Origin of the sequence: Streptomyces spirodelae (genome assembly GCF_017676385.1) — a bacterium.
GTDB classification, from domain to species: domain Bacteria; phylum Actinomycetota; class Actinomycetes; order Streptomycetales; family Streptomycetaceae; genus Streptomyces; species Streptomyces spirodelae.
The window spans coordinates 80,474-94,374 of sequence record NZ_JAFFZN010000018.1; the positions used below are offsets into that span (position 1 = coordinate 80,474).

General features: G+C 70.5%; 10 protein-coding genes. 7 read left to right on the forward strand and 3 right to left on the reverse strand.

Annotated elements, in window-relative coordinates:
- Positions 1-33 precede the first annotated feature (33 nt).
- Together JW592_RS19790 and JW592_RS19795 are read left to right on the forward strand one after the other, a co-directional pair.
- A complete protein-coding gene (locus JW592_RS19790; RefSeq protein ID WP_209266494.1) occupies positions 34-942 on the forward strand; it encodes an NAD-dependent epimerase/dehydratase family protein in 909 nt (302 codons plus the stop codon).
- A 256-nt stretch (positions 943-1,198) separates the two neighbouring features.
- Complete coding sequence (locus tag JW592_RS19795) at positions 1,199-2,200, forward strand: alpha/beta fold hydrolase (protein WP_209266495.1); 1,002 nt, start codon at positions 1,199-1,201, stop codon at positions 2,198-2,200.
- A 134-nt stretch (positions 2,201-2,334) separates the two neighbouring features.
- On the opposite strand, the gene JW592_RS19800 is transcribed toward JW592_RS19795, so the two are convergent.
- Together JW592_RS19800 and JW592_RS19805 are read right to left on the reverse strand one after the other, a co-directional pair.
- Positions 2,335-3,852 (reverse strand): NUDIX domain-containing protein, encoded by a 1,518-nt coding sequence (locus tag JW592_RS19800; RefSeq protein ID WP_229376430.1) that lies wholly within the window; start codon positions 3,850-3,852, stop codon positions 2,335-2,337.
- Between the two features lie 177 nt (positions 3,853-4,029).
- Entirely contained in the window at positions 4,030-4,629 is a 600-nt protein-coding gene (locus tag JW592_RS19805) for a TetR/AcrR family transcriptional regulator (RefSeq protein ID WP_209266549.1), read from the reverse strand.
- A 74-nt stretch (positions 4,630-4,703) separates the two neighbouring features.
- Between JW592_RS19805 and JW592_RS19810 the strand changes: the two genes are divergently transcribed.
- Both JW592_RS19810 and JW592_RS19815 read left to right on the forward strand, forming a co-directional pair.
- Positions 4,704-5,528, forward strand: a complete 825-nt coding sequence (locus JW592_RS19810) for a class I SAM-dependent methyltransferase (protein WP_209266496.1) — start codon at positions 4,704-4,706, stop codon at positions 5,526-5,528.
- A gap of 129 nt (positions 5,529-5,657) precedes the next feature.
- Positions 5,658-6,539, forward strand: a complete 882-nt coding sequence (locus JW592_RS19815; protein ID WP_209266497.1) for an SGNH/GDSL hydrolase family protein — start codon at positions 5,658-5,660, stop codon at positions 6,537-6,539.
- Positions 6,540-6,606: 67 nt separating this feature from the next.
- On the opposite strand, the gene JW592_RS19820 is transcribed toward JW592_RS19815, so the two are convergent.
- Positions 6,607-9,186, reverse strand: coding sequence for an ATP-dependent Clp protease ATP-binding subunit (locus tag JW592_RS19820; RefSeq protein WP_307805468.1), 2,580 nt, complete (start codon positions 9,184-9,186; stop codon positions 6,607-6,609).
- A gap of 480 nt (positions 9,187-9,666) precedes the next feature.
- Here JW592_RS19820 and JW592_RS19825 point away from each other — a divergent pair, with 480 nt between their 5' ends.
- The 3 genes from JW592_RS19825 to JW592_RS19835 all read left to right on the forward strand — a co-directional run bounded on the left by JW592_RS19825 (position 9,667) and on the right by JW592_RS19835 (position 13,770).
- Entirely contained in the window at positions 9,667-11,427 is a 1,761-nt protein-coding gene (locus JW592_RS19825) for a BCCT family transporter (protein WP_307805469.1), read from the forward strand.
- A 314-nt stretch (positions 11,428-11,741) separates the two neighbouring features.
- Positions 11,742-13,088 carry a TrkH family potassium uptake protein gene (locus JW592_RS19830; RefSeq protein ID WP_307805470.1) on the forward strand — a complete coding sequence of 449 codons (1,347 nt, stop codon included), beginning with the start codon at positions 11,742-11,744 and terminating at the stop codon, positions 13,086-13,088.
- On the forward strand, positions 13,081-13,770 hold the full coding sequence (locus tag JW592_RS19835; protein WP_229376432.1) for a potassium channel family protein: 690 nt from the start codon (positions 13,081-13,083) through the stop codon (positions 13,768-13,770). The genes JW592_RS19830 and JW592_RS19835 overlap by 8 nt, the downstream gene beginning before the upstream one ends.
- The last annotated feature ends 131 nt before the right edge of the window (positions 13,771-13,901 follow it).

Here is a 13,901-nt window from a genome sequence, read left to right on the forward strand (position 1 = left end):
TCGAGCCCGAACTCCGTCGAGACGGGATGACACATGACCGCACCTGGTAAGCGAGGCACGGCTGCCGTCGTCGGCGGCCGCGGATTCATCGGCGGCGCCTGCGTCGAGGCGCTGCGCGAGGCGGGCTGGGACGTCGTCGTGGTCACCCACAACGCGCGCGCCGCGGCCCGGCACGAGGGCTACCGCTGGGGCGACATGCTCGATCCGACGACGCTGGAGCCAGCCGTCGAGGGCGCCGATGTGGTGGTGCAGAGCGCCAACTTCCCCGACTACCCCTTCGAGAAGCCCCGGCAGCGGCACAGCTTCCTGGAGTACGACGGACTGGGAACCGAGCGACTGGTACGCGCGGCGCGCGCCGCCGGGGTACGGCGCTATGTGTACGTGGCGGGCGTCGGCGTCACGGAGAACCCGACCAAACCGTACTTCCAGGCCATCCGCCGCGGTGAACTGGCCGTGGCCGACTCCGGGATGGAGCATGCCGTCGTCCGGCCGGCCTTCGTCTACGGCCCGCGCGACAACGGCATCAACCGCATCGTCCGTGCCTGCCGCTATCTGCCCGTCCTGCCGCTGCCGGAAGGGGGGCGGCAGAACCACCAGCCGGTGCATGTCGACGACGTCGGTGACCTCGTCGCCCAGGCGGCGGCGGCCGGAGCGCCCGAGGGCACGTTCGAGATCGGCGGGCCCGAACGGATGACGATGCGGGCCATGCTCACCGCAGCGCTGCGGCTGGCCGGCCGCAGCCGTCCCGTCGTCGATATCGCCGACCGGGTCGCCCGCCCAGGGGCGCACCTCCTGGCACGCCTTCCCGGTCCGCTGATCACCCCCAACGCGCTCGACTTCATGCTGGAGGACTTCGTCGCCGACCTGGAACCGGTGACGAAGCACTACCGATTGCGCCTCACACCGTTCCTCGACGGTCTGCGGAGCTACCTGGTGCGGTGAGCCGCGCCTACCTGACGCGGTGAGCCGCGCGCGGCACGGGACGGTCCCTGCTGTGCGGCGGCCCGCCGGAGCCCGCGTGTATGAGCCGTACGCCCGGACCGTTGCCCTGCCATGGCGAGTGCCAGGGGGCGATTTGCCAAAGCGGCAACAACGCTGGCCTCCGGCCCTGGCGGGACACATGATCGTTACGGACCCGATCAGCCGATGGGTCAGGGCTGGGCACCACGCCCGGCGGTTCCACAGCTTTGGAGGGCGCATGTCGCAGCAGACCAAGGACCAGGCATCCGAGTTGACACATCGGCTGGTCCCCTCGCCGGCCGGCCGGATCCACGTCGTCGAACAGGGCAGCGGTCCGCTGGTGCTGCTGGTGCACGGCTTTCCCGAGTCCTGGTACTCCTGGCGCCACCAGCTCCCCGCGCTGGCCGCCGCCGGCTACCGCGCTGCGGCCATCGACGTGCGGGGCTACGGCCGCTCCTCGAAGCCCGCCGAGGTGGCCGCCTACCGGATGCTCGACCTCGTGGAGGACAACGCCGCGGTCGTACACGCCCTCGGCGAGCGGACCGCCGTGATCGTCGGGCACGACTGGGGCTCGCCCATCGCCGCGAACTCAGCGCTGGTCAGGCCGGATGTCTTCCGCGCCGTGGGCATGCTGAGCGTGCCCTACAGCCCGCGCGGCGGCCCCCGGCCCAGTGAGATCTTCAGCCGGATCGGCGGCGACGAGGAGTTCTACGTCTCCTACTTCCAGCAGCCCGGCCGTGCCGAGGCCGAGATCGAGCCCGATGCGCGCGGCTGGCTCGCCGGAGTTTACGCGGCGCTGTCCGCCGACACCATGCCTGCCGACGACGCCCCCGACCCGCATTTCGTTGCGCCCGGCGGCCTGATGCGTGACCGGTTCCCCGCCGGACAGCTGCCCGCCTGGCTCAGCGAACAGGATCTCGACTTCTACGCCGGGGAGTTCGAGCGGACGGGGTTCACCGGGGCCCTGAACCGCTACCGCAACATGGACCGGGACTGGGAGGACCTCGCCGACTTCGACGGCGCCCCCGTCACCCAGCCCTCGCTGTTCGCCGGCGGCGGCCGGGACGCCTCCACCACCTGGCTGCAGGACGCCATCGAGGCATATCCCACCACCCTGCCGGGCCTGCACTCCTCCCACGTCCTGGACGACTGCGGCCACTGGATCCAGCAGGAGCGCCCCGCGGAGATCAACAAGCTGCTGACCGACTGGCTCGCGTCCCTCCCTGCCCCGGCTGCCTGACCGGGCTCCGGCTGCGCGCTGCCCGGCGGCTGAACCACTGAACGACTACTCCCCAGCTGCCCCGGGCCCGTGCGCCCGACACGCTCCACGGACCGGAACCGGCGATCCACCCTGTCCATACGATCGCCGAGGGCTCACGGGCGGCAGCCCGGTGGATTCCGGGGTGGGCTCGCGGGCGGGGCCTCGTGCGTGTCGGGCCGCTCAGTCGCTTCAGGGGAGGCGGCGGGCTGCACGATCCTGCCCGCCTTCACGGTGAGCTGCCGCCTGAGGTAGTCGGCGGCGTCGTCGGGCCGCATGCGGGCGAGGGAGACCAGGCCGGTGATGACCACGTCGGCCACTTCGGCGTGCACATCCTCCCAGCGGTGGCTGTGGCCCTTCCGGGGATTGGTGCCCTCGGCGCCGATGACGGCCTGTGCCGCCTCGCCGGTCTCCTCCGCGAGCTTGAGCACCTGCAGGGTCCACTGCTGCTGCCGGGGCACGCCACGCGCGTCGCCGTGCGCCTCGAAGGCCCGGGCGAGGCCGTGGACGGTCCCCCAGACACCGTTCTCCGCCCCACTGTTCCCCGTCGGCGGGCCGACGCGTTCCCGGCCCGCCGGGTCGCGGGCACCGTCGCGGGCCCGGGCGGGGCAGACGCTCAGCGGCCCGGGTCCGGGCAGGACGCCGGGCCAGACGGCTTCCAGGGCCTGGGCCGACGGTGCGAAGACCGGCCCGAGCGTGGCCAGGGAGCGTGGCTCGTGCCACTCCCAGCGGTGGAAGCGGTGCGGCTCGGGACACCGCAAGGCACCCGACCAGGCGGTGACGCGGACGACGGCGGACACCCGGGGCACGCTCTCGTTCTCGTCCAGCAGGACGGCGTGCAGGCGCGCTTCCCCGGTGTCTGCTCGCAGGCCCGTCTCCTCGGCGAGTTCTCGTACGGCTGTGGTCTCGAAGGACTCGCCGGGCTCCACACCGCCGCCGGGCAGTTCCCACATCCCGCGCACCGACCGGCCGAGCAGCACGCGGCCCGCCGCGTCGGTCACCACCGCGCAGGCACCCGCCGCGGCGTGCGGCACCGGGCGGCCCTTCTCCACCGGAGCGAAGGCGTGCGGCGCCCCCCGCAGCACCAGCACCGTCAGCCCGTCCGCGTCGAACCGCTCCGCCTGCTCCCAGCCTTCGGTCAGCAGGCTGATCTCCTCCTCGTCCAAGGCGATGCCGCGCCTGCTGTCCGGCACCTGCTTCGCCGACGGCGAGATCACCACCAACCCGCCGCCGGGACGCAGCCGTTCACCGAGCCTGCGCAGGGTGCGGGCGCGGTCGCGGAGAAAGGGGTAGGCGAGCCGCAGCGCGATGAGGTCATAGCCGTCGTCGCGCAACACGGTGAAGTCCGCGTGCTCGACATCCAGTCGCAGCCACCGCACCTGCCCGCTGTCGGGGTAGCGTTCGCGTGCCCGGGTCAGGGCGCTGTCGGCGTAGTCCACGGCGTCAACCCGGTAGCCGAGGCGGCTGAGGTAGTCGGCCAACTCCCCGGTGCCACAGCCGACGTCGAGCGCGGCGCCGCCGTCCGGAGCGGGGGTGTGCGCGGCGAGCAGCGCCCGCTCGGTCTCGCCGAGCGGCCGGAAGCCGCGGCCGTCCGCGTAGTGGCGCTCCCACTGCTGGACCGTGACGTAACCCAAGGGGCTGCTCCTCATCTGTGCCGGGTGTGCCGGGTGTGCCGGGTGTGCCGTGCGGGCTGGGTGTGCGGGGTGTGCCGTGCGGCCTGTGTGCGGTGGCACTCGGGAGTCTGCCCCTCCGGTCTGCTGCCACCCCCCGGTCAGGGTGGGAAGGGCGGGCAGCAGCGGACTCGGCCGCGCTCAGGTGCGCGGCTCCCGCGCGAAGGAGCCGATGACGGTGGTCACGGTTCTGTGGACGGCTTCGGTGTCCGGTGGTGTGCCCGTCCGGTCGGCGAACAGCAGGTGTCCGGCGCCGATGAGGGTGCGGGCGAGCGTGTCGAGGTCGGCGTCCGCCGCGATACGTCCCAGCTCGCGTTCGGCTGCGAGGTAAGAGGCGAGCATGGCGGTGGCTTCCGCCAGCAGCGGGACGCCGGTCGGCCAGGTGCGGCGCAGCCGCTCGCGCAGGCCGTCCCGGGAGGTGATGAGCCCGACGAGGGCGACGGCGACCGAGCCGAACAGCTTTGTCAGCGCGTCGGTGAGGTTGTCGGCGACGGTTCCGGTCCCGGCGGAGTCGCGCAGAGCGGCGGCCCGGCCCTCGAGCCGGCCGACGCGGTCGTGCACGAGTTCGGCGAGGAAGGCGTCGAAGTCGGCGAAGTGCCGGTGCAGTACTCCCTTGGCGCAGCCCGCCTCCGTGGTCACCGCCCGGCTGGTCAGGGCGTTGGGCCCGTCCCGCAGCAGTACGCGTTCCGCGGCGTCGAACAACTGCTCCCGTACGTCCCGGATGGCCACCCCTGTCGGCACTGTGCACCCCTCCTTGCTCGTCGTCTCGTGGGCACCCGCTTGGCGAGTGGGCATTTGCCCACTAAGGTGGGCGCATGCCCACTCTACCGTCGGGGCCGTCCCGACCCCCTGCTTCCGAACCGCACCAGGCCCGCCATGTCGCCGAGTCCTTCGGCGTGGACCCCGAGCGATACGACCGGGCCAGGCCGCGCTATCCCGACGCCATGGTGAACCGGATCGTCACCGCGGCGCCCGGAACCGATGTCCTCGACGTCGGCTGCGGCACCGGCATCGTCGCCCGCCAACTCCGCGCGGCCGGGTGCCGGGTGACCGGCGTCGAGCCCGACGAGCGGATGGCCACGTGGGCGCGGCGGCGCGGACTCCGCGTCGACGTGGCGACGTTCGAGGACTGGGACCCGGCCGAAAGGTCCTTCGACGCGGTGGTCGCCGGGCAGACCTGGCACTGGGTCGACCCGGCGGCCGGTGCCGCCAAAGCGGCCGAGGTACTGCGGCCCGAAGGGCGGCTGGCGGTCTTCTGGAACGTCGACCAGCCGCCGCCCGAGCTGGCGGAAGCCTTCTCAGAGGTCTACCGCCGGATTCTGCCCGACTCCCTCGCAGCGCGGCGGCCGCCTGCCGAATCGGACCCCTACGCGGCAATGTGCGCCAGGGCGGCCGACGCGCTGCGGGAGGCCGGGGCTTTCGACGAACCGGAACGGTGGCGGTTCGACTGGCAGCGGTCCTACACCCGGGACGAGTGGCTGGACCATCTGTCCACCACCGGCGGTCTCACGCTGCTCCCGCCTCCGAAGCTGGAGGAGGTCCTCGCCGGGATCGGGGCCGTCATCGACACCCTGGGCGGGGAGTTCACGATGCCCTACGCCGCGGTGGCCGTCACCGCGCGGCGTACGGATGCGAGCTGAGCTGCGCGGAGCACGTGCTGTCGTAGCCCTTGACGACCCGTGACGGCGGCCACATATTACCTCTCAGTGCAACTGGCCAGTAACTGCCGGCAGTGACCCCCCATTTTCCCCACTCACGAGAGGTCCGTCATGCGCTCACGCATGCCCAACTGCCGTGCCAGAACCGCCGTGGCCCTGGCCACCGCCACAGCCGCCGTCACCGCAGGCGCCGGGCTCGGTGCGAGCCCGGCGCTCGCGCAGGACACCACCGTCCACCGCTATGTCGCCCTCGGCGACTCGTACGCGGCCGGGGCAGGCGTACCGAACACGGTCGACGAGACCTGTTCGCGCTCCGACCGGAACTACCCCTCGCTGGTCAAGGCCGCGCTCGGGCCCGCTGGGCACCAGGACGTCACCTGCGGCGGAGCGACCACAGAGGACCTGTACACGGGCCAGCACCCCTCCGTCGCACCGCAGTTGGACGCACTCAGCGCCGAGACCGACCTGGTCACCCTCACCATCGGTGGCAACGACATCGGCTTCGGCAACATCATCGTCCGCTGCGTCACCCTCGGTCTTTTCAACCCGCTGGGCTCACCGTGCAAGAAGAGCTACACGTGGACCGGGCACGACGAACTCGCCGCCACCATCGAGAACACCGCGCCCAAGATCTCCAAGGCGCTGGAGGACATCCGCGCCCGCGCCCCGCGTGCCAAGATCCTGATCACCGGCTATCCCGCCATCCTGCCCGACGACGGCAGCAACTGCCCCACTGTCGTCTCCATCGCCAGGGGCGACGCCCCCTGGCTGCGCGACACCCACAAGCACCTCAACACCATGATCGCCAAGCAGGCGGCCGAGCACGGTGCCGTCTATGTGGACACCTACTCCAAGTCCATCGGCCACGACGTGTGCAAGCCCGCCGGGACCCGTTGGATGGAACCACTCGTCACCAACGCGGCGGCGCCCTTCCACCCCAACGCGGCCGGCGAGAAGGCGATGTCCGAATCCGTGCTCGCCGCCACCCGCTGACCGGCTCCGCCACCCGCTGACCGCCCCCCACCGGCGCTCGGCCCCACCCGTACGGGGCCGGGCGCCGTCAGCTGCCGACGGGGTCGGCGGCGCGGCCTTCGGTGCGGAACTCCAGCTGCCCGTCCGCGACATCGACCAGCAGCCTGGTGTGCGGCTCCAGATCGCCGCCCAGCAGCATCCGGGAGAGCCGGTTGTCGACCTCGCGCTGGATGGTCCGGCGCAGCGGACGGGCACCGTACTCCGGCTGGTAGCCCTTGTGCGCCAGCCAGTCCACGGCCGCGGGGGAGAACTCGATCTCCAGGTCCTGGGCGTGCACCCGGCGGCGGGTCTCCTCCAGCAGCATGTCGGTGATCCGCCGCAGCTGTGCGTCGTCGAGCTGCCGGAAGACCACGATCTCGTCGATACGGTTGAGGAACTCCGGCCGGAAGTGCTCGCGCAGCGGCCGTAGAACGCGCTCCCTCCGGGCGTCCTCGTCGGCCTCCTCCCCGCCGCCGAAGCCCAGCATCGCCCCGCGCCCGGTGATCGCCTCCGAACCCAGGTTGCTGGTCATCACGATGACGGTGTTGGTGAAGTCGACGGTGCGGCCCTGCGAGTCGGTGAGCCGTCCGTCGTCCAGCACCTGCAACAGGATGTTGAAGACGTCGGGGTGCGCCTTCTCCACCTCGTCCAGCAGCAGCAGCGAGTACGGGTTGCGCCGCACTGTCTCGGTGAGCTGCCCCGCCTCGTCGTGCCCCACGTATCCGGGCGGAGCGCCCACCAGCCGGCTGACCGTGTGCCGCTCCTGGTACTCGCTCATATCGAGCCGCACCATTTTCTCGTCGGTGCCGAACAAGGACTCGGCCAGCGCCCGGGCCAGCTCCGTCTTGCCGACCCCGGTGGGTCCCAGGAAGAGGAAGCTGCCGATGGGCCGGTCCGGGCTGGCCAGGCCGGAGCGTGAACGCAGCACCGCGTCGGCGACGGCGGTGACCGCCTCGTCCTGCCCGACGACCCGCTGCTGCAGCCGCTCCTCCAGACCCAGCAGCCGGTCCTTCTCCTCCTGGGTGAGATTGCTGACGGGGATGCCGGTCTGGTGGGAGATGATGTCGGCGATGTCCTCGACGGTCACCTTCACGATCCGGTCGCCGTGCCGGGCGTCCGGCCGGTGCCCGTCCTGCTCGATGGCCTCCTCCAGCTCGGTGAGCCGGTCGCGCAGCTGCTTGGCCCGTTCGTAGTCCTCGGCGGCCACCGCCTGGTCCTTGTCGCGGCGCACCTGCTCGGCCTCGCGCTCCAGCGCGCGCACGTCCGTACCCCGGGTGGCGGTGCGCAGCCGTACCCGGGCGCCCGCCTGGTCCAGCAGGTCGATGGCCTTGTCGGGCAGGTATCGGCCGGTCAGATAGCGGTCGGACATCTCGACGGCGGCGACGAGCGCCTCGTCGGTGTAGCGCACCTGGTGGTGGGCCTCGTAGCGGTCCCGCAGACCGCGCAGGATCTCGATGGCGTCCGTCACCGTGGGTTCGGGGACGAGCACCGGCTGGAAACGTCGGGCGAGCGCCGCGTCCTTCTCGATGTACCGGCGGTGCTCCTCCAGCGTCGTGGCGCCGATGACATGCAGCTCGCCCCGGGAGAGCGGCGGCTTGAGCATGTTGCTGGCGTCCATCGAGCCGCTCTCCCCGCCGCCGCCGGCCCCGACCACAGTGTGCAGCTCGTCGATGAAGACGACCAGCTCCTCGGTGTGGGCGCGGATCTCGTCGATGATGCCGGTGAGCCGTTCCTCGAAGTCACCGCGGTAGCGGGTGCCGGCCACGACGGTGCCGAAGTCGAGCTGCACGACGCGGCGGCCCAGCAGATTGTCGGGCACATCACCGTCGGCGATCCGCTGGGCGAGGCCCTCGACGATGGCGGTCTTCCCCACGCCCGCCTCGCCGATCAGCACGGGGTTGTTCTTGCCGCGCCGGGCGAGGACCTCCACGGTCTGCTCGATCTGCTCGTCCCGCCCGATCACCGGGTCGATCCTGCCCTCGCGGGCCAGCTCGGTCAGATCGCGGCTGTACTTGTCGAGGGTGGGGGTGTTGCTGGGCCGGGCCTCGGGGCCGCCGCGTGCGGGGGTCTCGGGCCCGCCGCCCTGTCCGGAGCCGGGGCCACCGCGCGGGGTGGCGGAGCGGGGATCGAAGTGTGCCGAGTTGAGGATCTGGCCGGCCGTGGAGTCACGGTTGGCGGCGAGCGCGACCAGCACGTGTTCGGCGCCGATGTAGGAGGCGCCGCGGGAGCGGGCGATCTCGTGCGCGTCCATGAGCGCCCGCTTGACGGCGGGGCTGACGGAGAGCGAGTTGCGGGGCTGCCCCTCGCCCACCTCGCGGTCGATCTCGGCGGCGATGGCGTCGGGGTCGGCCCCGGCCTTGGCCACCATGGTGCGGGTCGGCTCCGCGGTGAGCGCTGCTCGCAGCAGATGCTCGGTGTCCAGGTCGTTGCTGCCGTGCTCGGCGGCGTACGTTGCCGCGTCGGAGACGAGCTGCCGGGCGGGCTCGCTCATCAGCCGGAGGAAGTCGTAGGAGCGCGGGTCGCTGTAGCGGCCCCCGCCACCGGACCGGGCCTTGCCGAGGAAGCGCGCGATGAACTCTTCGAACGGGTCCCGACCGAAGTCCCCGGGACCCATGTATCCGCTGGTCATAGTGGATCCGTCCCGCTGACCCGACCGAGCCGGGCCACGCTGTGCCGACTTGGAGTGGCTACTCGTGCGGGGGTTCCCAGGTGTGCCGGTGTGACACGTGGGCTGGATTTTCGCGGGTGGGGGAGCGGCTGTCGGAGCAGGGCCACCGGGGTGGCAGCCGTCCGTCGCCGACCCCTGCCATTCACCCGTATGGGTGAAGCCGGACGGATGAAACCGCACCGGTCATCGCGCCCGCGCTCCCGCACAAGCGTTCGCAACCGCATACAGTGCCGCTTCGGGCCGACGGCCGGATGGCGTCCGGATGGCTCACGGCCCCTGCCTCCCGGCGGCGTGTCCGGTGTGATGAATCCCTCGGTCCTCTTTGATGGTTGACAGTAATTGATTCGTGATGAATGACATCGGTGATTCGGGGCAGAGGCCGCCACAGGCCGGGACTCCCCGGTCTGATGGTTTCCCAATATGACCGCAAAGGATGAACGCGTGGCTGCGCAGACAACGGCCAGAACATCTGACCAGAAGCCGGGGCCGAAGCCTCCGGCGCCGCCGGGGGGTGGTTCGATCGCGCCGTGGGTCTTCTATCCGTCGGCCATTGTCATCCTGATCTTCGTGCTCTACGCCGTGATCGGCCAGGACACGGCCGCGGAGCAGGTGCAGACCGTCCAGGACAAGATCGTCGGCAACCTGAGCTGGTTCTACATGGCTCTGGTGTCACTCTTCGTGATCTTCGTCATCTGGATCGGTATCGGCCGCTACGGAGACATCAAGCTCGGCAAGGACAACGAGAAGCCGGAGTTCAGCGCCGGCTCCTGGTTCGCCATGCTGTTCGCGGCCGGTATGGGCATCGGCCTGGTCTTCTGGGGCGTCGCCGAGCCGCTGAACTTCTTCCACGCGCCCAGGCCCGGCGTCGGCAAGGGCGCGCCTGACCGCGAAGAGTTCGCCATGGTGCAGACCTTCCTGCACTGGGGCATCCACCCGTGGGCCATCTACGTCGTGGTCGGCCTGGCCGTCGCCTACTCGGTGCACCGCAAGGGACGCCCCGTCTCCATCCGCTGGGCCCTGGAGCCGATCTTCGGTGACAAGGTGAAGGGCTTCTGGGGCAACGTCATCGACACGGTCGCGATCGTCGGCACCCTCTTCGGCGTGGCGACCTCGCTGGGTCTCGGCGTGATGCAGATCGCCAGCGGCATGAACTTCCTCGGCTGGGTGGACGACCCCAACAGCAAGGGGCTGCTGGTCCTGCTGATCGCCTGCATCACCGCCGCCGCGACGACCTCGGTGGTCTCCGGCATCGGCAAGGGCATCAAGTGGCTGTCCAACATCAACATGGGTGTGGCAGCGATCATCATGCTCTTCGTGCTGATCGCGGGCCCGACGGTGTTCATCCTCAACGGACTGGCCCAGGACGTCGGCGGCTACCTGCAGAACCTGCTCCAGCTCAGCTTCGACACCGGCGCCTCGTACGGCGAGGAAGGCACCAGCTGGGTCAACGGCTGGACCGTCTTCTACTGGGGCTGGTGGATCTCCTGGGCGCCGTTCGTCGGCATCTTCATCGCCCGGATCTCCCGCGGCCGTACCGTCCGCGAGTTCGTCTGCGGCGTTCTGCTGGTGCCCACCCTGCTGACGTTCGTCTGGTTCGCCATCTTCGGTGGCACCGGGCTGTTCCAGCAGATGAACGGCAAGCACAACTACGTGCACGACGGTGTGGTCAGCACCAACAACGCGCTCTTCGAGATGCTGGACACACTCCCCGGCGGCAAGTTCGTGGCCGGAGTGTCGATCCTGCTGATCGTGCTGTTCTTCGTCACCTCCTCCGACTCCGGCTCGTACGTGGTCGACATGCTGGCCTCGGGCGGCGACCCGAACCCGCCGGTGTGGAGCCGGGTGTTCTGGGCGATCGCCGAGGGGGCCGTGGCCATCGCCCTGCTGCTCGCTTCCGACCTGCAGGGCGGAGCCGCCTCGCTGAACACGCTGAAGACGGCGGCCATTGTCATCGCGCTGCCGTTCAGCATCGTGATGATCGGCATGTGCATCGCCACCCTGAAGTCCTTCCATCAGGAGCGGCAGGCATATCTGAAGGCCAAGGAGCAGAAGCAGCAGGAGGAGCTGATCGACCAGACCGTGGCTGCCATCGAGGACAGCCTGGAGGGCGGGACGCTCTCCGATGCAGTCGAGTCCTCCAAGAGCACCTCGGGCGAGTCCTCCAAGAGCACATCGGGCAAGAAGGGCGAGGACGAGAGCTAGCGCTCCGCCGTCGCCTTCCGGTGCCGAGGCCGCAGCCTTCCGGGCTGCGGCCTCGGCCGTGTCCGCCGGGGCCGGGGCTCGGCTGTCAGCTGTCCGCCAGGAGAGAGGCTGCGGCTTCTGGCCCGCGGGCCTGCGGGTCTCCGGCCTGCGGCCTGCGAGGTCGGAGGCGGGCGGCTACGTCCGGGTGGTTCCGGGGTCCGGGGCGGCCGCTGGGCGGCGCGGAGGGGTACCGGTGACCGGTACCGCTGACGTATTGCTTATCGTCTCCCGGTGCGAACAATCGTGGTACCTGTCTGCGGGGCGGAGGACTGGCTGTGGTGACCCGGTGGCGGCCACGTGTGCGGCACCCGGCGCAGATGGTCGTGGCCGGCTTCGCCGTGGCGATCGCGCTGGGGACCGGCCTGCTGATGCTGCCCGTCGCCAAGGCCGGGGCCGGCTCGGCGTCAGCCCTCGAGGCGCTGTTCACCTCCACCTCCGCGGTGTGCGTGACAGGGCTGATCGTGGTCGACACCCCCGACTACTGGAGCGGCTTCGGCCAGACGGTGATTCTGGCGCTGATCCAGGTCGGCGGGCTCGGGATCATGACCTTTTCCTCCTGGCTGGTGCTGCTGCTCTCCCACCGCCGTATGGGACTGAAGGCCCGCCTGACCGCCGCCACCGAGACCAAGACGCTGGGCCTGGGCGACGTACGGACGGTCGTGGTCCGGGTGGTCAAGGTCAGCCTGCTGCTGGAAGCCGTCACCGCGGCGATCCTGACCGTCCGGCTGGCGATTTCCTATGACGAGCCCTGGCCGCGAGCGGTGTGGCTGGGTGTCTTCCACGCCGTGTCGGCGTTCAACAACGCCGGGTTCGCGCTCTACTCCGACAGCCTGATGGGCTTTGTCACCGACCCGTGGATCTGCCTGCCGATAGCGGGGGCCGTCATCGCCGGTGGCCTCGGCTTCCCGGTGCTGTTCGAGCTGCGCCGCAGGTTCCGCAAACCGCGCTCCTGGTCCCTGCACACCAAGATCGTGCTCAGCGCCTCCGCGATCTTCCTGATCTGCGGCAGCGCTTTCATCACCGCGCTCGAATGGCGCAACCCGGCGACGCTGGGCAGGCTGGACGCGCCGGACAAGCTTCTCGCCGGGTTCTTCCAGGGGGTGATGCCCCGCACGGCCGGCTTCAACAGCGTCGACATCTCCCAGATGAACCCGGCCACCTGGCTCGGCACGGACGTACTGATGTTCGTCGGCGGCGCCAGCGCGGGCACGGCCGGCGGTATCAAGGTGACCACTTTCGCCGTACTGTTCTTCGTGATCTACGCCGAGATCCGGGGCGAGGGCGCGGTCGACATCTTCCGCCGCCGCCTACCCGGCGACATCCAGCGCCAGGCTCTGACCGTGGTCCTGCTGTCAGTGGCGGCCGTCGCCGTCTCGACACTGGTCTTCATGGTCTTCACCGACTTCAGCCTGGACAAGTCGCTGTTCGAGGTCACCTCGGCCTTCGGCACCGTGGGCCTGTCCACCGGCATCACGATGGGGCTGCCGGGCGGGGAGCAGGTCCTGCTGACCGCGCTGATGTTCCTCGGCCGCCTCGGCCCCATCACCATCGCATCCGCGCTCGCCCTGCGACTGCGCGTCCGTATGTACGACCTTCCCGAGGAGCGACCCGTCATTGGTTAGGAACCGCACCCCCAGGAACCGCCGGAGCTCTCGCCAGGACGCCGTGGTCGTCATCGGGCTCGGCCGCTTCGGCCGTTCCCTGGCACTCGAACTCGCGGACGAGGACACCGAGGTCCTCGGCATCGACGAGAATCCCGAGGTGGTCCAGCTCCTCTCCGGTTCCCTCACCCACGCCGTGCGGGCCGACTCCACCAAGGAGGACGCCCTGCGCCAGCTCGCGGTCCACGAGTTCGACCGGGCGGTCGTCGCCATCGGCACCGACCTGGAAGCCAGCATCCTCACCGCCTCGCTGCTGATCTCCTTCGGCATCGAGAACGTGTGGGCCAAGGCCACCAGCGAGGCCCACGGCCGCATCCTCACCCAGCTCGGCGTGCAGCACGTCGTCTACCCCGAGCACGACATGGGCCAGCGGGTCGCCCACCTCGTGCGCGGCCGCATGCTCGACTACATCGAGTTCGAGGACGACTTCGCGATGGTCAAGACCGACCCGCCCACCGCCATCCTCGACGTCCCGCTCTCCAGCAGCGCCGTCCGCACCCGCTACGGCATCACCGTCGTCGCCATCAAGCGCCCCGGGGAAGGCTTCACCTACGCCACCCCGGACACGGTCGTGCGGGCCGACGACACCGTCATCGTGGCGGGCCGGACCCGGGCCACCGAACGCTTCAGCGAACTGCGCTGACCTCGGGCGACCCAGGCGGGACGCGCTCGGGGAAAGCCTTCTCCGCTCTTCGGATCGCTCCTGTTTCAGGCCGGAACCTTGGGCACCCGCCCGCCGAACCAGACAGCCGCATTCGACGCAAAGAAGGAGAA